17 protein-coding genes and 1 pseudogene are annotated in these 21181 nt (G+C 39.4%); 17 read left to right on the top strand and 1 reads right to left on the bottom strand.

What is annotated here, in order from left to right; all coding sequences use genetic code 11:
* Positions 1–39: 39 nt before the first annotated feature.
* From F3J02_RS03680 to F3J02_RS03600, 17 genes and pseudogenes are all read left to right on the top strand, one after another.
* Entirely contained in the window at positions 40–957 is a 918-nt protein-coding gene (locus tag F3J02_RS03680) for a phage tail tube protein (RefSeq protein ID WP_167247722.1), read from the top strand.
* Between the two features lie 72 nt (positions 958–1029).
* Positions 1030–1545 (top strand): hypothetical protein, encoded by a 516-nt coding sequence (locus F3J02_RS03675; RefSeq protein ID WP_167247720.1) that lies wholly within the window; start codon positions 1030–1032, stop codon positions 1543–1545.
* A gap of 98 nt (positions 1546–1643) precedes the next feature.
* Positions 1644–1811 (top strand): hypothetical protein, encoded by a 168-nt coding sequence (locus F3J02_RS03670; protein ID WP_167247718.1) that lies wholly within the window; start codon positions 1644–1646, stop codon positions 1809–1811.
* Between the two features lie 357 nt (positions 1812–2168).
* Positions 2169–2987 carry a DUF4882 family protein gene (locus F3J02_RS03665; RefSeq protein ID WP_167247716.1) on the top strand — a complete coding sequence of 273 codons (819 nt, stop codon included), beginning with the start codon at positions 2169–2171 and terminating at the stop codon, positions 2985–2987.
* 174 nt (positions 2988–3161) lie between these two features.
* Entirely contained in the window at positions 3162–7688 is a 4527-nt protein-coding gene (locus F3J02_RS03660) for a tape measure protein (RefSeq protein ID WP_167247714.1), read from the top strand.
* A 123-nt stretch (positions 7689–7811) separates the two neighbouring features.
* Entirely contained in the window at positions 7812–8831 is a 1020-nt protein-coding gene (locus F3J02_RS03655; protein ID WP_167247712.1) for a lipase family protein, read from the top strand.
* A 67-nt stretch (positions 8832–8898) separates the two neighbouring features.
* Positions 8899–9297 (top strand): hypothetical protein, encoded by a 399-nt coding sequence (locus F3J02_RS03650; protein WP_167247710.1) that lies wholly within the window; start codon positions 8899–8901, stop codon positions 9295–9297.
* A complete protein-coding gene (locus tag F3J02_RS03645) occupies positions 9297–9803 on the top strand; it encodes a DUF1833 family protein (RefSeq protein WP_167247708.1) in 507 nt (168 codons plus the stop codon). Before F3J02_RS03650 ends, F3J02_RS03645 begins: the two co-directional genes overlap by 1 nt.
* Positions 9800–10162 carry a hypothetical protein gene (locus F3J02_RS03640; RefSeq protein ID WP_167247706.1) on the top strand — a complete coding sequence of 121 codons (363 nt, stop codon included), beginning with the start codon at positions 9800–9802 and terminating at the stop codon, positions 10160–10162. The genes F3J02_RS03645 and F3J02_RS03640 overlap by 4 nt, the downstream gene beginning before the upstream one ends.
* Entirely contained in the window at positions 10155–13586 is a 3432-nt protein-coding gene (locus F3J02_RS03635; protein ID WP_167247704.1) for a host specificity factor TipJ family phage tail protein, read from the top strand. Before F3J02_RS03640 ends, F3J02_RS03635 begins: the two co-directional genes overlap by 8 nt.
* A 63-nt stretch (positions 13587–13649) precedes the next feature.
* A complete protein-coding gene (locus F3J02_RS03630; RefSeq protein WP_167247702.1) occupies positions 13650–13931 on the top strand; it encodes a holin in 282 nt (93 codons plus the stop codon).
* Positions 13921–14127, top strand: coding sequence for a hypothetical protein (locus F3J02_RS03625; protein WP_167247700.1), 207 nt, complete (start codon positions 13921–13923; stop codon positions 14125–14127). The genes F3J02_RS03630 and F3J02_RS03625 overlap by 11 nt, the downstream gene beginning before the upstream one ends.
* Positions 14128–14349: 222 nt before the next feature.
* Positions 14350–15057: a hypothetical protein gene (locus F3J02_RS03620; RefSeq protein WP_167247698.1), complete on the top strand. Its 708-nt coding sequence runs from the start codon at positions 14350–14352 to the stop codon at positions 15055–15057.
* A 258-nt stretch (positions 15058–15315) separates the two neighbouring features.
* Positions 15316–16407 (top strand): DUF6670 family protein, encoded by a 1092-nt coding sequence (locus tag F3J02_RS03615; protein ID WP_167247696.1) that lies wholly within the window; start codon positions 15316–15318, stop codon positions 16405–16407.
* A gap of 85 nt (positions 16408–16492) precedes the next feature.
* On the top strand, positions 16493–17050 hold the full coding sequence (locus F3J02_RS03610; protein WP_167247694.1) for a lysozyme: 558 nt from the start codon (positions 16493–16495) through the stop codon (positions 17048–17050).
* A gap of 325 nt (positions 17051–17375) precedes the next feature.
* Positions 17376–19574, top strand: a complete 2199-nt coding sequence (locus F3J02_RS03605; protein WP_171525995.1) for a TonB-dependent siderophore receptor — start codon at positions 17376–17378, stop codon at positions 19572–19574.
* A 310-nt stretch (positions 19575–19884) separates the two neighbouring features.
* Positions 19885–20046, top strand: a pseudogene (locus tag F3J02_RS03600) (glycoside hydrolase family protein); the annotation flags it as partial.
* Positions 20047–20211: 165 nt separating this feature from the next.
* On the opposite strand, the gene F3J02_RS03595 reads toward F3J02_RS03600, so the two are convergent.
* Complete coding sequence (locus tag F3J02_RS03595; RefSeq protein ID WP_167247692.1) at positions 20212–21150, bottom strand: hypothetical protein; 939 nt, start codon at positions 21148–21150, stop codon at positions 20212–20214.
* Positions 21151–21181: the final 31 nt, after the last annotated feature.

Here is a 21181-nt window from a genome sequence, read left to right as displayed (position 1 = left end):
CAGCGGGTTTTTTAATGCCTAAATATTGGAGAACAATAAATGAGTTCAGGCGCAAAAATCCGATTATATGCTTGTGAAGAAGCAGTGTTCGGTACAACTCCAGCAAATCCAGTTTGGTACACCGTTCGCCGTGTAACGGATGGATTATCTGAAAACGTTTCAACAGAACAAAGTAATGAGGTTGTAGATTCTCGCTTCCGTCAGGGTGCTTCGGTAACAGAAGCTGAAGTGACTGGCCAACTGGAATTTGAACTATCACTTGGTACCTTTGATTTATTTCTGAGTGTGCTGGCCTTTAATAACTGGGCAGCAAATTCCTTAAGTTTTGGTGGTGGTGTACGTAAATCACTGACCTTGGTTAAGGTCTATGAAGATGTTGGGCAAGTCTTTATCTATCGCGGTGTACAGGTCAATACGGGTGAAATCACCATTCAGACCACAGGCAAGATCACTGGTAACTTTGGTCTGGTCGGTAGTTCATTTACCCGTCAGCAAATTAATCCTGTTGTGAATCCTGTAGCTGCTTCAAGCCGCCCAGTGGTCAGCATGCCGAATGTTGAAAAGTTATTGATTAACGGTCAATCGACGCAAGGTAAAGCTTGTCTGCAGTCACTCACCATTACCTTTAATAATAACCTTGAGGCAATCCGTTGTATTGGATCTGGCAAATACACTCCTGAGTTTTATTTAGAGAAAATGATGGATATTGATGTAAGTGCGAGTTTTATGTTCTCAGCCACATCTGCGGCTTGGATTGATGCAATCAAAACACGTGATGTATTCACCTTGGGCTTTGATATTACTGACAGCAAAGGCAGTAAATATTCGTTGAATTTCCCACAGCTCGAAGTAATGGAAGCCAATCACCCTGACGGCGGTGGTGATGACATCATCACTGTTGATATCAACTTTGCTCAGGTGCGTACTAGCCCAACTATTGTACGAGCACTGGTGTAATTAAAAACATTCAAATATAGAGCCTGTGGTATGCCATGGGCTTTTTTTATTGCTTAAATTTTAGAGGTCACTATGGCGTTAAAAGTCGGTATTGTAAAAAGTTCAGAGGTGTCTAAATGGTGCCAGTTCAAAAATGCTGAAGGTGAGGTTCAGGCTGAATTCAAGATCCGTGGAATTGCGTATAAACCTTTTCAGGTTGCGATGGAGCGAGCAGGCAATCAAATCACATCCAAAGGCTATGACGTAATGACTACTGATCCTGCTGACAAGCTTTATCATGAGTTGTTAATGGATGCTTGTGCAGCACATCTGATTGAAGACTGGAAAGGTGTAGTATTTGCCGAAGTGGTGGATAGTAAGACTATAGAGACTGATATGCCCTATACAGCCGAGAATGCATCTAAGCTATTTAATCTTGGTGACATCGGAGTTGCGATCTGGTTATTCATTAAAACTGAAGCTCAGAAGATCCAAGAGGATGCAGATAAAGATAAGGCCATTATCCTGGGAAAGTCATTGAACTCTACAAGTACCAAAAAACGTACGCATCGAAATCGCCGCACGAAATCGAACAAATCAAATTTTTAGGTGGTCATATTCCTGAGCCGCCAGAATCATCCTATGCCGCTGAATCAATCTTACTGGCATTTAGTACGATTTGCAGATCTAGACGATATGAGCAGGGTATGCCGTTATCGATCGATCAACAGAGTATTAACGTTTATGCCGAGCACAATGATTTACCAATTGGTCCACATATCTTTAACGATTGTATCTTTGCTTTGGATGATTTATTCCTCGAAGAAGCCTATAAAAAGTTAAAGACTAAAAATGCTGTTGGTCGGGCAAAATAATACTTTTATCGTGAGGTGGTTCACATATTTTTCAGAGTAACTGACAATTCTTGTAAATTCCAAAAGGTTGAAAAATATGGAAGTAGTTAAATTTGTTAAGAGCTTTAATACAGTAGGATTTTATCTAGCACTTGCGAGCCTTTTGCTAGCCACGCTTATTTTGTATTTCTATTTTATTAATCCTTAACTTTAATGATCAGTTCTTACTTGCCACCTTCGGGTGGTTTTTTGATTTCTTTAATTCACACAAGAAATATTTAAATAACTAAGGCTTTTTAACCCTTACTTATCTGATTTCACACAATTTTATTTAAAAAAGTTTATAATGGATGCTCAATTACAAAAAAGGAAAATAACGTGAAAAAGCTAATTTTAGGGGCATTATTTAGTATTCCTACATTAACAAGTGCATTTCCACTTTGTGCTTATAATTTAGATGCTACTCCTTCAGAAATTTCTAACTATATTCTTGGGGGCAGAGTTCCTGAAAAATTTCCAATATTAGATGGCCAGAGCTATGGCTATAAAGTTTTAGCTAGAAACAATACTTCAAATGATTCTAAATTATATGTTGCTGGAAGTTCAAAATTTATAAATGATATCGTTGCTTGGAATAATGCAGACAATTCAAAAGAAGCTGACCTTCAAGGGGATGTTGTATTGCAAGATAGCGGCGTGTATGCATTTGAATATAAAATTAACAGTTTTCCTTATTCAACCTTGAGTTCAAACTCTAAATTAAGTTTAGGATCTATGATTGTTGGAACTTCTAACAATCGCAAAAGTGTTCACATTATTACAACTTTATCAAATGCATCACCATCAACAGGATTTCAATTTAAGATTGAGATTATTGATAAGGAAGCTTCAACTTACTATCCCTTTGTTTATAACTTCCCTTATGAACTAACGAATTTTAGATATGGCTTGTACTTCAATCAGGATACTAAACAAATAGGTTTAATTTTTAATGGTGTAAATAAGGGGTATCTAAGAACTTTAACCAGTAAGATTGACTCTTTAGGTATCATCTTACAAGGTGAAAGTAATGGTGGAAACAATATTGATGGCACCATTGGTAAAACTATTTCTGGTGGCTTAGTAACTGATAAAACACAGTTTAAGTATTTCTACCCTATAACTACAAAGGATATTTGTGGGAATAGACTTAGGTAATTGATCCTCATATTGTGTTTTTAAAATTTCTAATTATTTAATAGAAGAGCGTCTAAGGACGCTTTTTTATTCCTCTTACTTTCTAGTTTTCACTAAAAAGTAAAATGAACTAATTTCACACCAAGAATTTACCGCGCCTTTAGGCGCTTTTTTATTGCCTAAAGGAAAGTGAATATGACCCAAGAATCCCGCCTAGTCATCGTGATTGACTCAAAAAATGCTGAACGCAATGCCAAGGCTTTGGCTGATGAAATGTCTAAAATTACTGAGCGTGGCGATTCAGCATCACAATCTACAAAAGACATGGGTAAACAGTTTTCTGTTACCAATAACATAGTTCAAAACTTTAATACCAATGTGAATAATGCCAATTCAACAGTGCAAAAAACAGTAGAAGTAACCAAGCAGGCGACTCAACAAAATCAAAAGTTTTCACAGGAAATCAAAAATACATCCCAAGAATTAGATAAGCAGGAAAAATCGATTCATTCCTATGGGACTTCGATCAAAGCATTGGCAGCTTTTATGGTGGGTTTAGTCACTGTAAATGAAGCAATTGCCAGAGCTGATGGTGCGACTCAGATGGCTGCTCGTATTCGTAACGCAACAGATAGTGCTGCTGAGTTTGATCTTGTTCAGGAACGTTTATATACATCTACAAAAAGTACTTACCGTGCTTTAGGTGAAGCGCAGGAGGTTTATTTAGGCTTGGCTGGGGGGATGAAAGCTTTAGGTTATGCAACTAACGATACTCTAGATGTTTCAGACTCACTCTCCTTTTCATTTACTGCAAATGCTGCACGTGCCGATCAGGCTCAATCAGCAATCGATGCGTTTTCTAAATCTATGGCCAAAGGCAAGATTGATGCTGACGCATGGATCTCTATTGTTACTGCAGCAGACAATATCATTGCAGATATGGCTAAGACGACAGGAAAGACTGAGGTTCAAATTCGTGAGCTAGGTGCAACCGGTAAAATCTCGTTAGAGGATCTTATTAAAACGCTTAAAGCCACGAGAGACTCAAATCAAGAATTAGCAGATGCTATGGAGAACAGCCTTGCGGATGGTTTGACTACATTATCTAACGCCGTGACCAAGTTACTTGGTGAAATCAATATGAGTACGGGTGCAACCAATACTGCAGCAGCAGGATTAGGTCTGTTAGCCGATAATATTGATATTGTGATGAATGCTGCAATGGCTGGTGGTATTGCTTATTTAACCAAGACAATTATTGCTAAAACCGTTGCCACTGATACTGGGATTGTCTCAACGATCCGTAGTCGTCAGGCATCCATTGCAAATGCGCAAGCTGAAGTTACTGAAGCAACAGCAACGCTTAACGCTGCAAAAGCACATCTTGCAAATGTTCAAGCCACCAATGCTGAAGCACAAGCTAAATACGGCGCTACTGCAGCTGCAGCACGTTATGCTCAAGCACAAGCTGCCGTCACGGCTGCTACGAATGCCCAAACAGCAGCACAAGGGCGCCTCACTGCTGTATCGATCAATGCTGGGAGATTGGCAAGTGGAGCGTTTGCCTTAATTGGTGGTCCGATCGGTGCAATTACCTTAGGCATCGCAGGTTTGACTGCAGCTTACTCATATTTCAATGGTAAGGCAGAGGAGGCAACGGCAAAGTTAAAAGAGCAAGCTGAGGCTGCAAAGTTAACCAAAGATGAAATTAAGGCCCTCAGTGAGGAGCAACGTAAGGATAAACTGGTTGATTTGTCTGCAACACTAGAAGACCAAAACAAAAAGCTGAAGCAACAAGAACAAGCAGTTGCATCAGCATTAATTGCCATTCAAAACTATGCAATTGGTAATGTAAAAGTTACTGATATCTCAAATAGGGCTCGACTTGGTACCATTTCTTATACTGAAGCGATAGAGCAACTGAAGGATCAGAAAATTCCTTCTGATCTAAGGGATGCATTGTTCAAACAAGTAAGCGCCTATGACGTGGCAGCTGAAACTGCAAACAAGACCAAAAAAACATATAGTTTATTTGGGATTGAAGTAACACTTGCAGGCAATAAAGCTGAGAATGCAATAGTCGGTCTGGATAAAAATACCAAGTCATTAACCGAAAATGAAAAGGCTGCTTTGGCTGCAAAAGATGCTCAAAAGAAATATGCCGATTCTTTATTCGATCGTGATTTTGATGCTCAACTTTCACAGAGATTGCTTGCCAAGAACTACTCACCAGCGCAAGTAAAGCAATTGCTAGAGTTAGCAAACTGGGCAAGAAAAAATGGAGTACAAATCACAACTGAGATGTATCAGACTGCGTTGAGAGTTCAAGCCATTGAGGAGAAAAACAACGAAGTTATTGAGGCCAAAAATAAAGCATTAAAGGAAACAACTGATGAGTTATCTAAGCAACAAAAGATTCTATCCGTAAATGCCAAGGTTCAGGCCAATGCAGCAAAGTTTGGATTTTCCAATGTTGAATCTAAATATAGACTGCCTGCAGGAACGCTCTCAGCGATTCATATGATTGAATCCAGAGGCAATGCCAAAGCCTATAACAAGGAAACGGGTGCAACAGGTGGTTTCCAGTTCTTATCTGGTACAGCGAAGCAATACGGCGTTAAAGATCGAACTGACCTTGCTCAGTCTGCTGAAGGTGCGGGTAAGTACATGTCTTACCTTCTCAAACTCTTTAAAGGCGATTTAGAGAAGGCTGTACGTGCTTATCATGCAGGTGAGGGCAATGTTCAGAAAGGTAAAGGTATTGGTAAATATAACAATCAATACTGGAAAGACTTTCAGGGCTATATGGCGGGTGTCAATGGGTATTCAGCTGGTGACATTTCATCAAAAGATTTTTCAAAGATGCTTCAAGATGACGCCAAAATGGTTGAAGAACAGGCACGCTTACGCATTCAACTGGAGAATGAGGTTGCTGATCAGCAAACTAAGATCAGAAATGATCTATCCCAAAAATTAGAGGAAGTTGATAAAGCTAATTTTAGTCCTGAACGTAAAGCTGAAATTATTGCTGAACTGAAATCTCGTGCAGACAATGATATTGCGATCGCTCAACAGGCTTTACGAACTAAACTGGATGATTACAAGGAGTTCCAAAAAACAGAATCTGAGTTGCTAGAAGAAAGCTTTGCACGTAAAAAATTCAATGCAGCTCATGATATTGAGCTTAGCAAGACTGAACAGAAGCAGGCTGTTGAATTACTAGATCAGCAATATCAACAAGAGTTGGGATTGATGCAACTTGCTCAAGAGCAACGACTGTTTCAGGCAAGGCTTGTTTTATTGTCAGAAACAGAAGCTATGCAGGAACGGTATCGATTAGAACGTGAGGAGATTTTAAGAAATACCAAGCTCAGTAATGAAGAACGCCAAAAAATGATTACGTTCTCTAAAGCCGCTCAGGAAAATGAGATGCGTAATAAAATTGTTGGTGCTGTTCAGAACTGGGGTGGGATTCAGGCTGATATGAATGGTACTAGCGATTTCTATAGACAGGATCAGGATCGTTTTAGCCGACTTGGGGCTGCTCAGGATCTATTTGATAGCAAATCAGCTGCAGTTGATTACAACGAGCAAGGCGGTTTAGATGCGATTAAAGCTCAGATGGATCAGCAGCTAATTAGTCAGCAGGAGTTTGAGGACCAGAAAACCGCAATCATGCAGGCCGCACAAGAACAGCGGAATGTTATTGCCGATGAATATGCTCAAAACGCAAAAAATATTGAGGACCAATATCAGCAAGATCGTTTGAACACTCAGATCATGCTTGGCCAACAGATGATGGGATCTGTGACATCGATGTTCGGCTCAATGTTTGGTGAGCAATCCAAGGCATATAAAGTGATGTTTGCTGCAGATAAAGCTTATGCGATTGCAGCCTCAGGCATCGCCATTCAACAAGGCATTTCAAAGGCTATGGCTTTAGGCTGGCCCGCAAACATTGGGGTTATGGCTCAAGTCATTGCGCAAGGTGCCAACATTATCAGCAATATCCGTGCAATCAAAGATCAAGGCTTTGCTGAAGGTGGTTATACAGGTAAAGGTGGTAAATACGAGGTAGCTGGATCTGTTCATAAAGGCGAGATTGTATGGTCACAGAATGATATTAAGCGTTGGGGCGGTGTCAATTTAGTTGAGAGTATGCGTAAGAGTGGGAACCCTGAAGCATTCCTCAATAGCAACGTCTCAGCTGACAATATCATGCGCCGTGCATTGATGAGCTCTAATGCCTTTATGGAAAGCCAGAAGAAATCTGACATCTTCAATCCATCAGGGGATGGTCAGATTATCTATAAGGCTAATCAGATTGCAGAGACTCCAAAGCTCTCTACTGATTCGGATCTATACCACGATGGAAAAGTATATTTCTCCCCGAATGGTTTGGTTCAGGATCGGTCTAATCTTGAGGATGTCTATGATTTCACTCTTGGAAGATCTGCACGGCCACAGGCTGAGGCTATGGCTTCAGTTCAGCCAACAGCACCTACCATCAACTTTAAAATTGAAGTGGTGAATCAGGTGAAAGGGGTAGCGGTCGAAGCAGAGCAACTGGATGAAAATACTGTCCGTCTTATTGTGAAAGATGAGTTAGAAAGGACGCTTCCACGTGAGGTTCCGAAGATTGTCAGTGATCAAGTTAAAGATCCAAACTCTTCCATCAGTCGGGCCATTTCAAGTAATACGACTGCACGGCGTAACCGTTAATTTATAAAGACTACTCTTAGGAGTGGTCTTTTAATGTATCTGAAAACCACTTATCTTTTTTTGATTGACTGGTAATCTAAATATCTGTTTATTAAAGAGACAATAAGAATTAATGAGAAAAACATGATGTATAAGATAATTTGTTTGACTGTGATTATTGCCTTAACAGGTTGTGCTACTCCTTCAATTGAAAAAAGATTGAATCCCTCATTTGAAGGAGGAAGACATCAGCTTAGATTTACCTTTAGCAATCTTGAAAAAGATAATATTCCTCCAATCAATCAACAAAAAGGGCCAAATAAGCTAGGACTCGCGTATATGTCGTGCACCAATATGATCTATGTTAAAGATCATCCCGAAGGAAAAGACATTTATGCCGAGTTCAAAGTGACAAGTGATGATACGAGAATTGATTTAAGTAAAAAGTATTTTGATTTGGCTTTAATGTCGAACAATGTGTATGAAGATCTCAATGACTTATATGTATTACCTGATTGGAATTTACTTTTGGCCATAAATAGTCGTAGTGGGTTAGACATGCATGTTTATGGTGATCGTAATAATATTAAAGATAGTTCAAAAATAGTTTTTGCTTTTGGTGGGACAAAACAATTATCTGACTGGAAGGCAAATTTCTCTTTTGTAGGTTATCAACCGTTGCAATATAAACAAGCTTTTGATGAAGTTGAAAGTATTATCAAAGAAAACCCCAATGCGAAGTTTTTTGCAACAGGCCATTCTCTTGGCGGGGGAATAGCCTTAAATCTTGCTTATCAAAATCCAAAAGTTCAATCTGTGGTATTCAATCCTTCTCCCAGAGCTTTTTTTAAAAGAAAATACAAAATTGAGAGAGAAAGGCAACCAGTAGTTTTTTTGGAAAAGGGAGAGATTTTGACAGGAGCTACCTTTAAGTGGACAAAATTTAGATTAGGTAATGCAGAGATAGTGAATTTCAATGCTTTGGATTATTTAGGACTGGGACAAAATTTCAGCGAACATAATATGTATGATCTATCCAGAACAGTGCTTCACATTGCTTTAGTCCATGGAGATAAAAGAGCGAAAGAATATTTTACTTCGAACATCTCTAAAAACAGCTCTGCAATTAAAGGTGAAAACTGCTCTAAATATTTTGAAAATTAATTTTAAAACTCCATGTATAAAAACCGACCTTGAATTGAGTCGGTTTTTTATTGCCTGAAGGAAAGTTATGTACAAGTTAAAACTTAATCCTCAAACGAGCGGCTATGGCGTAACACCAGGTGATGATGTGAAGCGTCAGCAGTTTGATGGTGGGCGAGGTCGCTATTACATCGATGTAAAGCGTAACTGCCACATAGTCGATGTGAACTGGAGTTTAAGCAAAGCCGACTTCAATAAAATGATGGCTTTCTGGCGGGTTTATCAAAGCCAGCCTGCTTCATTTTATGCAGATCTGGTGATCGATAAGGGCACACGTCAGCAGTACCTGTGCAACTTTATCCCCAACTCATTCAAGACCAATGAGGTCAATGGTAACTTGTATCGGGTTAATGCTCAGCTTGAGGTTGTTCAAAATCAAAATGAAATTGCAGTTGATCAGGCGCTCATCAGTGATTGGGTGGTGTAATGGATCAGGAATATGCAAAGTTCTTTTTGAATCGTACAGTTGATATCTATCAACTGGAGTGTATTGAGCTAACACATCCATCTTTCATCAATACCTATCGAGTCGTACGTAATGATGATCAAGGTGTTTATGTACGGCATAAAGAAAATGATAGCCAACTGTTCTATGAATATCTGCCTGCCAAGATTCAACGTTCAGGCATGCTGGGTGATTTGGATCAGTCCTTAACAATTTCCATATCAGGGCTTGGTGATGTGCTACCAGATGAGTTTGAGCGGGTGATGGAGGGGCAGTATCCCGATATTAAGCCAACGGTTAATTACCGACTCTACAGCTCAGACAATCTCAATTCACCCATGTATTACTTGCTTGGCTTACAACTCTCAGGCGTAGCCATGGACCATAAAGCTGTGACATTTAAAGCAGAATCACCAAGATTAAATACCGCCAAGACTGGCGACATTTTCTCATTGGATAGGTTCACTGGTCTCAAGGGAGCATTATGAAAAGTCATGATCATTTACTTGATCGACAATACGATCAAGAACGTTACAACTGTGTTCACTTTGCCCATGAGGCGGCAATGAATCTATACGGCATAGACCGTGGTGAAGCACTGGAGTTGTTTATGCAACCTAAGGGCGAAATCACTTTTCTTCCATCACGATTGAAATTACTTAATCCGCTGCCCATGCCCAAGGAGGGCTGCATTGTCGCCTTCCATCCAAGACTTAGAAACAAGCCCCCGCATGTGGGGCTTTTTCGTGGGGGAAAGGTTTTGCATCTGATGGACAGCGGTGTGTCTTATTTATCGGAACAAGTCGTAATGGCTATGGGGTTTAATCGGGTCAGCTACTATGATTAAGATTATTTATAAACAAGATCCTTTATCCGAAAAGAAGGTGGTAGAACGCGCTGCAACCTTAGGGCAATGGCTTACTGCAAAATATGAGCACATGCCTGAGCACCTACGTATCTTTCACAGTCCAAGTGATATGGAACATGCTGAAATTTCAGTTGCCAATGAGGTCACACCGAAAAATGCACATGACCTGAAGCAATTGGATTTTCTTCCTGGCACCTTCATTGTGATTGAAAATCCGAAAGGGATTCCCGCATTGGTTGCTGCAGTGGTTTCTTTGGTTGTCGGTCTTGCTGTAGCGTTGCTCATGCCAACGCCGTCTATTGCTCAGACCAACCAGAATAACAATCAGTCTTCATCCGCCAATAACGAGCTTTCTAGCCGTGAGAACAAGATGCGTGTGAACGGTCGTATCGTGGATCTATATGGAGCTGCAAACGATACGCCAGATCTGATAGCTGTGCCTTACAAGGTCTACGAGAACAATGTAGAAGTTGAGCATATTGTGGGATGTATTGGCCGTGGCCACTATCACATCAAGGGTGCATATGATGGTGAAACCAATATTATTGATATTGCAGGTGCATCGATTGAGGTATATAGCCCTGATGTAGACATTGTTTATGGAAATCCATACTTTGCACTTGGAAGCGAGATTACTACGCCGCCTTTATCTGTCCAGCAGCAAAATTCGGTTAATGGCCAGATCCTGCGTTCAGCAGATACACAAGTACTCGAAGGTACTAATCATCTGAGATTTGGTTATCCAAATGAGATTTTAAGATCTGCATCAAATTTTACAGATCTAACTACTAAGTTTGTCAGTAATGATCGGGTGGAAATCACTAATAGCGGTTTTTGGTTCAATAACCAGTTTTATCACTTGGATGGTGTCTACAGTGTTTTGTCGGTCGGATATGACCGTATGACCTTATCCAATCCTGCTGCAGTGAATCCGGGCTGGTGGATCCTGAAAGAACTTGCCACCCAGAAAACTGCTGAATTATCGCCAAGGATTGCATCAATAGGCGAGAAATGGATTGGACCATTTGTTCTGGACAATGTAGATCGTAATAGAGTGCTCTGTAACTTCGTGGCGAGTAATGGTCTTTATGCAGTTTATGAGGGTAATAATCAGGGATATGTAGATGTTACGATTGAAGTTGAAGTTACACCTGTAAATATCGCAGGCGAGCCATTAGGTAATCCAATGGTTCAGCGGATCAAAATGAATGGATCCTCTAAATCTCGTCAGACTGTGGGTGTCACGCTGGATATGACTACCTTTCAGGGGCGTTGTAGTGTTCGTGCACGCCGTGTGACTGGAGTTATCAATGCACCCAGTGTTGTGGATGAGGTGAAGTGGCAAGCTCTCTATGGTGCATTCCCGCTGCAAAGTACACGTTATGAGTCTGAAACGGTTTTTCGCGCTAGAACCTATGCCACCACAGGTGCTTTATCGGTTAAGACGCGGAAGATTAATTTTGATCTGCAGCGGATGCTTCCTTTTTATCAAAATGGAGAAATGACAAAAGAGGTATTTCCGACCTCAAGCTTTGCCGATGCTCTGGTCTCAATGGCACTGGATGACAAGATTGGTCGCCGTACAATTGATGAGTTAGATCTAGAGAATATCTACCGGACTTACTTTGAAGTGGTGGATTACTTCGGTACACCACTTGCTGCTGAGTTTTGTGCAACCATTGATGATACCAATCTATCCTTTGAAGAACTGGTGACTAATCTATGTGATGCAGTGGGTTGCACGGCTTACCGTCAGAACAACAAGCTCAAGTTGTATTTTGAAAGACCAACGGATAACTCGGTACTGCTGTTCAACTTCAGAAATATTTATCCTGATACTTATCAGAAAGACTTAAGTTTTGGTCTGATGGAAGACTATGACGGGTTGATCTATGAATATACAGATCCTACTGACGATAGCCGTATCAATATCTACCTACCTGATAAAAGTGCTAAGAATCCTAAAGAGGTTAAATCGGTCGGTGTGCGCAATAAGTGGCAAGCTCATTTCAATGCATATCGCCTTTGGAACAAGATGCGCTTTCAGCGTAAATCCATCACCTTTGATGCAGCATCAGAATCTGAGTTGTTGGTTTTACGTGATCGTATCGCTGTTGCTGATTATCGCAATGGTATTCACCAGAGTGGAGATGTGCTTCAGCAAGAGGGTTTAATCCTGACACTCAGCCATGATGTGGAATTTATTGCAGGAAAAAGCTACGTGATTTATCTGCAGCTGAGTGATGGCAGTGTGGATCTGATTCCAGTGACTACGGGTGCAGCATCTAACAAAGTTGTGTTAGGTCGTTTACCGAATGGGTTGCTTAAGCTAAATCCTGAGGATTACATCAACACGACTTATATCGTGGTGAATGATGATACCAAAGGCTCGTTACCTTATCTGGTGGCCAAGAGAGAGCCAGTTGATCAGATGACCAATAAAATCACCGCGATTAACTACGATGATCGTTATTACCTCAATGATAAGGACTATACCGATACCCCTGTAGATGATACTCCAATCTATATTCGTTACGACCAGCTAGATCTCAATCTGGCACGGTTATATCAAATGCAGAGAGGTGAGTTGCCTACGGCTGGAGAGATCAATTTTGTTGTAGAGCCAGGAGTTCTGATTTTAAGTTCAAGTTCGTTCCGACCACTAACTGAACTGATCTATAAACATTGGAATGATCGACCTTCAATTAAATATATCGTGCCTGAAATGAGGGAGGTTCCTGCAATCGATACGGGCGAGTTTCCTCCTGATCTGGTGGTAAATCTGATTGTTAAGGGAGCTGTTGTTGGCCGTGGTGGTGATGGTGGTATTGCGCATGCTGCTTATGGTGGCTGGGAAAATGAATATGAAACCAACTTTACTAAAACACGTCGTGATGGTAGTCCCGGTGCACCAGGCTTATTAGTTCGTCATAGCAAGATGAACTTGATCATTGATGGTGGAATTGTTGCACGTGGCGGCTCAGGTGGTGGCGCAACTCCAAGTGGGATAAGTACTAAATACAACTATGCCATTCAAGGTGCTCCAGGTGGTGGAGGTGCGCCATTTGGTAGAGTTTTAACAGATGTTCCAATTTCTCAAGAAGTGCCTCAATTTAGAAGTTATTTTAATAATAACTATCAGACAGATAAGGTTTCTGATGCTCAAAGAGATATTCCCGGTAGTGGGTATCAAAGGAATAATGGTGATTCTGTAACACCATTTTCTGGTAATGGTGGTGGTTGGGGGCAGCGTGGTACCAAGTCAATCAATGCTGCGGAATGGAACTGGCGGTATCACGGTACTTTAGAGGGTGAACCAGGACCAGGTGGACCAGCAATTATTGGTGCATTCCTACTGACATTGCAAATTATCAATGGAGGTCAAATTCTACAAACCTTTTAATAGTCTTAAAACTTTTATAAGCACCCAAACGGGTGCTTTTTTATTGTCTATCGGAGACATGAAATGCAAGAACAAGCAGCAAGTGCGGTTGAAGCTGCTACCAACACAATCGCAGCAACAGCATCAAAGGTTTCATATGTATCAGCGGGGGCATCAGTGGCAGCGTATGCAGTAAGCATTGATTGGGCAGTTTGGGTCTCAGTCTTTATCGGTGTAATTACTTTTTTCACGACATTGTATTTCAAACGACGTGAAGATAAGCGGGCTCAAGAGATCCACGAATTGCGTAAGAAGCAATATCAGCAAGCGAAAGAGCGTTTAAAAGGGGATATTGATGACAAGTGAACAGACACGGGCTTATTTAGCCTTTGCATTGGTGGGGCTAATGTTTGTCCTGGTAATTGCATTATTTTTTGTAGATATGCCGCGAGAGAACAGCAACTTGATCAATACAGCCTTGGGTTTTATTGCTGGAGCAATGACAACAGCCTGCGGTTTTTACTTCGGCAGTTCTGAGCAAGAAAAGAAAAAAGATACTTAGATATCGCAATTTATAAATAGCCGCTTTCGGGCGGTTTTGTTCAGATCTAATTTTCTATCATTTCTAAACATATTATTTGATTACAACTCTCTGTATTTCACAAAAATCCAGTGTTAAAAATAAAGGAGTTGTTCAAGTACTACAGAATAGCTCTTAAGGGCAATTATTTGAATAACCTAAACTTTTAAAGCAACTAAAACATAATTTTAAAGGAGTTTGCTCATGGTAAACAACGCAGTAGAAATGCTATTTGAACAATTAACAGATACCAGTATTCCAGAAGGCCATGTCGCACTAGTACGTATTCAAAATGACGTATCTTATGATCAGGTTATGACTAATCTTGAACAGGTTAATGTTTTACCTGGATTTAATGTAGTTGGGGTTACTAGTATTCCTAATCCTGATACATCAGACTGGGAACTGACCAACTGTACCTTTGAGAATGGGGGCCTTAATTGGACTGAAGGGCAAATTGATTTGGGTACAGAAACTTCTCCAGATCTGGCGTATGGCTATCATGCTGGCATTAAGGCAAATATTGGTGACAAACTTGAAATGATTGTTCCCGATGTGATGTCTTTAACATCTAGAGTTTTGAGTGGTGCACGACTAGCAGACGTAAATGGTGTGGCGGCAGGTCAAGCAAATATTGGAATTAACTGTATCAACAATAGTTTAGGAAGTCCGAATATTGGATTAGCTCTGCTTGGTACTTCATATCAAACAACCGACTTGCCTGTAAAGTACACAATGACTTATGTATCAGCAACTGCTGTGGAGCATGTTATTACTTCAACTGATGGAACGATTGAGCTTTTCCGTGAAACACAAAGTATCCCAGCATTTGTGGGAACCGCGTATTTTAACGTGATTGCTACTGTTAACGACGAAAATGAAATGTTTACGACAACTGTTTCGGTAAGCTAGGACTAAGAAGGCATTTGGATTTTTTAGGTCAAAAATGACTACAGTTTGCAGATTCCTCTTTGGTAGTTTTTAGCAAAAAAAGAAGAAAGATAGTCAAATTTCACAACCAAAAAATAGCCGCCTTTGGGGCGGCCTCGTCATATTCTTATATGGATTAAACAAAAATGGATTTATTTTGTCCTAATTTAACCTTAATTAAATTAAAGCTAAGTTCTAATATAGAACTAACGTTAATTTTGAAATGATGTGAAATTACTTATGTTAGCTTCAAGCCATCCTGAGTCAAAAAGCATTAAAGATATATTTAATAGCAAATTAGCTAAGTTCTCTGGATCTTTATTGGGTGCAGTAACACCAGAGAGACAGAGCACACTTCCTAAAGCTTTTGAATTAAGCCCACATACTGATTACAAACGTTATGGAAGCACGCACTATGGAATTATGATTCCTGATTTGCCAGAACCCTATCGATATCTGTCTTGGGCTTCTGTGATTGGTTATGTTGGATTCCCTATCACTGACTCAGATTATCAAATGTCTTTTAGAGGAAAAGGTGATACTGCTTCTTTGGTTCATGGGACAGCTTTATCTTCTACTGAAGAAGCATTTAAAACATACTCAATAGTTGATGATATTAAATTCAGTGAAAAGCCATTTTCTGTCATTTTTAACAATGAAACTTCTCTTACAGAAATTGAAGGTGGGTTTCTTCTAGCCACAAATAGAGAAGATCTACAAATTGCAATAAAACTGGTGCCTACCGAAGCTATCACATGGTTTGCTTATGGCTCTTTATACAAGCATTTCAGTGTATTGATGAAGTATGAAGGACGAATTATTCAAAAGGGTGAAAGTATTGAAGTAAATGGGCTTTGCACCCTTGAATCATGGAAAGCTGTTGCGACATCAATGCTTAAAAATCAAAGATTAGTAAATAGCATCCAAATTCCTGTAAAAATATTTAGTTATCAAGTTATTAACTTAAATAATAAAGAGCAACTGGTACTTGCATTCATTTGTTATGAAGATCAACCAATTCTAACTTCAGTCTATTATCGTCATATCGATAGTACTTCGATTCAATTTAATGGTGATATCAAATTTGAAGTTACTAAGAATAAGGTTGAACCACAAATAACGCCTGATGGCTATAGCATGTATGTGCCTGAAACATTCGAATGGACTGCACATCACGATAATGAAAAGGTTTTAGAAATCAAAGCAGAAGTAGATACAGCATATTGCTATGGTTTAGCAGCTGGTTATGTTTCTTCATATAAGTGGCAAGGGATGTTTCAAGGTAAAGATCTTAATGGTAGAGGATATTTAGAGTATATCGATAGACGCTAAAAAAGTTCATTTATGAACGCACTGATTAATTTTTAAAGTTGAGCCGACCCTTAGGTCGGTTTTTTATTATCTAAAGGAAAGTGAAATGGATAGAAAACCCTTTTTTGATGCTGCACGTGTGCTCGCAGGCGGTAAACTTACACAGGCCCAAGTTGACGATCTCAACAAGGTAGTCGATGGCTTATCAACAGCACAAGGCATGACAACAAGTCAAACAGGCATCAACCTAATCACCAGTTTCGAAGATCTTGTGCTTACAGCTTATGATGATGGTGTAGGCGTTTGGACTATCGGCTTTGGAACCACGGTTTATCCTAAAGGAATAAGAGTGAAAAGAGGTGATAGTTGTACTAAAGCGCAAGCAGTGTCCTTTTTTCAACATGATTTGAGGCGCTTTGAGGCTGCTGTAAATCAAGCAGTAAAAGTTGTAGTTAATCAAAATCAGTTTGATGCGCTGGTTAGTCTGACCTACAACATTGGTGAAGGTGCATTTAAAGGATCTACATTGGTTAGGGAGTTGAATGCAGGCAATTATAAAGCTGCAGCTGACCAGTTTCCCAAATGGAATAGAGGCGGTGGGAAAGTAATGAAAGGTCTAGTTCGTCGCCGTGCAGCAGAACGCGAGCTTTTCTTAAAAAAGTAATTCACCGATGCAGTCGATCTATCAGCTCATTACTGTTTAGTATCTGCATCATTTTTCTTTTACCCAGTTGCACAGCTCACACTATAAACAACAATATCCATGTTGGAATATGTGTAAAAGCCCTCTGATGAGGGCTTTATTCTTGAAAGTATTTAATTAATTTATTCATTAACCAATCTAAATAAATAGTAATGATTCTTAATTGTTTATTGATAACGCTTATCATTCATGTTAACTTTTGTTCCGAAATTTTGCTGCCGTGTAACAAGGATTTAAAGCAGCAGAAGAATCTCGTACAGCACATTAGTTATTATGGAATTTTCTTATGTACAACTCTCCCTTTAGAAAAGCATTCAAAGTTCATCCTTTAGCCCTTTCTATTGCTTTAGCAGTCCCATCTATAGTTCATGCAGAACAGGCAACTGAAACAGCAACATTAGCGACGATAAAAGTACAAGCAGAAGAGAAGAATCCAGCTGTAACAGAAGGTTCTGAAAGTTACACAGCAAAGAGCACCAGTACATCAACAAAACTAAATTTGTCTCTTCGTGATACTCCACAATCGGTTAAGGTTTTTACCCGTGAATATCTGGATGATCGCAATATTGATTCTTTTCAAGATCTAATGAATAACATTACAGGGGTTTCAACATCGCGTACTGATGAGCGCCAATCTGTATTCGCACGTGGTTTTCAGGTCGATTACTATTTAATAGATGGTATGCCCAGTACGACCAATTTGGGTACGGGAGATCTTGATTTAGATATTTTCGACCGTGTTGAAGTCGTTAAAGGATCAAGTGGCTTAATGACAGGGGCTGGTAACCCTGCAATGGCATTAAATATGGTCCGGAAACATGCAAATGCCAAAGAACTTATGGGTAACCTCAGTACGTCGTTGGGCTCGTGGAATGAGTGGAGTAGCTCGGCTGATGTTTCTGCTCCACTTAACGCAGATGGTTCATTACGTGGACGCGTGTTTGTCAAACATTCTGATGAAAAATCTTTTATGGATTTTTATGAGAAAGAACGAAATGTGTTTTACGGTGCTGTTGATTATGATCTTAGTGACAAAACAAGCATGTCATTAGGCGCAACGTATCAAGAGTTAAATCGTGATGGTATTCGTTGGGGTGGTACACCAGCATTTTATACCGATGGAACACGCACCAATTTTTCCAGAAGTCTTACTGTAACGGCACCTTGGACCTACTGGAATGTTAATACGTCAGCTGTATTTGCTAATTTAAAGCAAAATTTATTCAATGATGTTAATTTCAATATCGCTTATACCTTCCGTAAAGAAGATACCGATACCATGCTGTTATATACAGGTGGACAAGTTGATAAGGCAACCAATACCAGTCCTCTGAAAAATAAACCAGATCCAAAGACCGGTAAAATCACTGACAATGTCTCAGTGTATGGCTCTGAAGCACGAAATGAAGAGAACAATATCGATGTTTTCATCAATGCACCATTCAAAGTCTTTAACCGTCCGCAAGAGATCATCATTGGTGGCTCTTGGAATAAAAATGAAAAGACTAAGGACATTTTTGGTGGATCGAATACGAAAAGTGAGGTTGAAAAATATTTAGGCGGGCCGCTGAATTATAACAACATGGCACAAGAGCTTCTTCGACCTGTTATCTTAGATGGCAAAAATGCATTGAATGAAACGACGCAAACAGCAGCTTATGTCGCGGGTAAATTCCAAATTCTTGATCCATTAAAAATCATTGCTGGTGCTCGTTTATCTAACTGGGAATATAAATCAGAGAATGGTGTTGGGGATCGCGAGTTTAATAACGAGTTTACACCGTATATTGGCGCAATTTACGATTTCGCGCGTGATCACTCTGTATATGCGAGCTATACAGAGATTTTTAAACCTCAAAGCCGTAAAGACGTAAATGATCAATATTTAGATCCAAGCTACGGTAAGAACTATGAAACTGGTATTAAAAGTGAATGGTTTGGTGGTCGCTTAAATACGGCATTATCAATATTCCAAATTGAGCAAGCTAACTTTGCAGAAGCAATACCAGGTCAATTTGTTACTCGCAATGGGGTACGTACAACCGAACAGGCATATCGTGGTGTAGATGGTGTAGAAAGTAAAGGCTTTGAGTTTGAAGCTGATGGCGAAATCAACGAAAACTGGGGTATCAACTTCGGGATTGCTAACTTTGAAGCAAAAGATGCGAAAGATGTAAAAGTTAATACTACAAACTCTCGAACTACATCTAACTTATTTGTGAAGTATAAGTTAGATCAGTGGAGTGCAGGCGTAGGTTTAAACTATAAGAGTAAATACTATACTGGCACTGGTAGTACTCGTATCGATCAGGACGCCTATGTTTTAGCAAGCGCAATGGTTGGCTATCAGGTTGATAAAAATATTAAGCTTCAATTGAACGTCGATAATATATTTGATGAAAAGTATTACGAAGGGATCGGTGCAAACTCAATGAACTGGGGCACACCACGTAGCGCAACAATGAGTGTACGTTATAACTTCTAAGTCTTGAGCCTGGTTGAATTGAGTCCTTTCTCAAGGGCTCAATTCAACAATGAAGAATAAATATCAACAGTTTTTATCTCAAATAAAAACCAAGCATCACAGCAAACATACCAGGGAGCATACATAAAAAGCTCATCGCTTTACCTTCTTGGGTGTTTTTGATGTGTTTATGAAATATATGTGGACCAAAGATCAATCCAAAGATAGCTAAGATGAATCCAATAATTATAAAAAAGGCCGACATATCCTGTTATCCGTTTAGATACTTTCTTATCAAAATTAGTTATTTATAGCTGATAATTCTTCCTAATTGCTAAAAAAATTAAATGCGAAAGACTATCAAGAGGCTGCTGACCAATTCCCACAATGGATTCGGGGAGGTAGTAAGGTTATGAAAAGTCTAATGCGTCGCCGTGCAGCAGAACGTGAGCTGTTCTTAAAAAAGCAATCTATCACTGCAGGCGCTCAGTGATTTCAATGCTACTAAGCGCCTGCATCCTTTTACTTTTACCTGGGTGTACAGCACATACCATTAACAACAATATCCATGTTGGAATATGTGTAAAAGCCCTCATCAGAGGGCTTTATTTTTTGAAATTAGATATTAAAATTTCATTTATTTATTCGTTATACATTCTTAAAACTTAAATTTTAGTGCAATAGTTGCTTTTTCCTGTTTCAAAAAGCTTGACTTGGGATTTTCACCTGCACTGTAACTTGCGCCAATTGAGAAATTTTCATTTTCATCAAAATAATAATTTATACCACTATCGAACCAAGTAGGATTTTTAATGCCATCCCCCGCAATTCTTTGTCGATAATCATAACTTACAACGAATTGTAAACGAGGATTCGAATCTGCTTTACTATGAGCCTGTGGCCAGAATTCGAGATAATATCTTGCTAAAAGATATGTAGAGTCTATTTTCTCTGTATCAGAAACTTTTTCATTAATGATTTTTGGCATATTGTTATTATATTCAAGCGCGAAATATGGATAGAGAGCGTAATTTAGAGATTGAATACCCGTTCCATCTTTGGAGTCTTCATTAAACCATTTTGTTCCACCTAAGGCCCATGAGCGATAAGGCATATATAAGCTACTACCAGCAGATATGGTCATATATGTTAAATCATTTTCAAGATCACGCTTTCCGCTCGCACTAAGGTCTGTAAAAAGTGCTAAGTTTTCGCGTTTATCTGGATCGACTCCTAAATATCTAAGTGTTGCACTATTTTCTAGGATTATATCTTTATAATATTTAAAACCAACTGAGAGTAATTGCGATTTTTTATCACCTGACTGTGAGTGATATTCAAGAGTAGGGTAAAGAAAATTATTGCAGGATAGATCAATAGGTTTTAGTCTGATCCCAATATCTGCATTTATAATATCTTGCTCACCGGCATTATGAGAAAATAAAAGTTGAGCTGGTTTTTTTTCATTTTTATCTCCATCTAAAGATTGTCTAACTACCATTACTTTATCAGCGGATGGGTTTTTATCACAAATTGTATCAGTGGATGCTATGGTATATGTTGAAATAAATAATAGTGAAACTAAGTATTTTTTCATGATTTTATCTCTCTTGTTTAATTAGGTTCGA

It is taken from the genome of Acinetobacter sp. Tr-809 (assembly GCF_011753255.1).
In the GTDB taxonomy this organism is placed as follows: Bacteria; Pseudomonadota; Gammaproteobacteria; order Pseudomonadales; family Moraxellaceae; genus Acinetobacter.
Note: the sequence above shows the minus strand (reverse complement) of the source record. Positions and strands in the feature narration are given on the sequence as shown.

Coding starts and splice junctions, on each gene's coding strand:
- F3J02_RS03640 (WP_167247706.1), top strand. CDS start 9,800: ATGAAAAGTCATGATCATTTACTTGATCGACAATACGATCAAGAACGT.
- F3J02_RS03605 (WP_171525995.1), top strand. CDS start 17,376: ATGTACAACTCTCCCTTTAGAAAAGCATTCAAAGTTCATCCTTTAGCC.
- F3J02_RS03650 (WP_167247710.1), top strand. CDS start 8,899: ATGTACAAGTTAAAACTTAATCCTCAAACGAGCGGCTATGGCGTAACA.
- F3J02_RS03620 (WP_167247698.1), top strand. CDS start 14,350: ATGGTAAACAACGCAGTAGAAATGCTATTTGAACAATTAACAGATACC.
- F3J02_RS03675 (WP_167247720.1), top strand. CDS start 1,030: ATGGCGTTAAAAGTCGGTATTGTAAAAAGTTCAGAGGTGTCTAAATGG.
- F3J02_RS03670 (WP_167247718.1), top strand. CDS start 1,644: ATGCCGTTATCGATCGATCAACAGAGTATTAACGTTTATGCCGAGCAC.
- F3J02_RS03645 (WP_167247708.1), top strand. CDS start 9,297: ATGGATCAGGAATATGCAAAGTTCTTTTTGAATCGTACAGTTGATATC.
- F3J02_RS03630 (WP_167247702.1), top strand. CDS start 13,650: ATGCAAGAACAAGCAGCAAGTGCGGTTGAAGCTGCTACCAACACAATC.
- F3J02_RS03680 (WP_167247722.1), top strand. CDS start 40: ATGAGTTCAGGCGCAAAAATCCGATTATATGCTTGTGAAGAAGCAGTG.
- F3J02_RS03660 (WP_167247714.1), top strand. CDS start 3,162: ATGACCCAAGAATCCCGCCTAGTCATCGTGATTGACTCAAAAAATGCT.
- F3J02_RS03615 (WP_167247696.1), top strand. CDS start 15,316: ATGTTAGCTTCAAGCCATCCTGAGTCAAAAAGCATTAAAGATATATTT.
- F3J02_RS03655 (WP_167247712.1), top strand. CDS start 7,812: ATGATGTATAAGATAATTTGTTTGACTGTGATTATTGCCTTAACAGGT.
- F3J02_RS03625 (WP_167247700.1), top strand. CDS start 13,921: ATGACAAGTGAACAGACACGGGCTTATTTAGCCTTTGCATTGGTGGGG.
- F3J02_RS03635 (WP_167247704.1), top strand. CDS start 10,155: ATGATTAAGATTATTTATAAACAAGATCCTTTATCCGAAAAGAAGGTG.
- F3J02_RS03610 (WP_167247694.1), top strand. CDS start 16,493: ATGGATAGAAAACCCTTTTTTGATGCTGCACGTGTGCTCGCAGGCGGT.
- F3J02_RS03595 (WP_167247692.1), bottom strand. CDS start 21,150: ATGAAAAAATACTTAGTTTCACTATTATTTATTTCAACATATACCATA.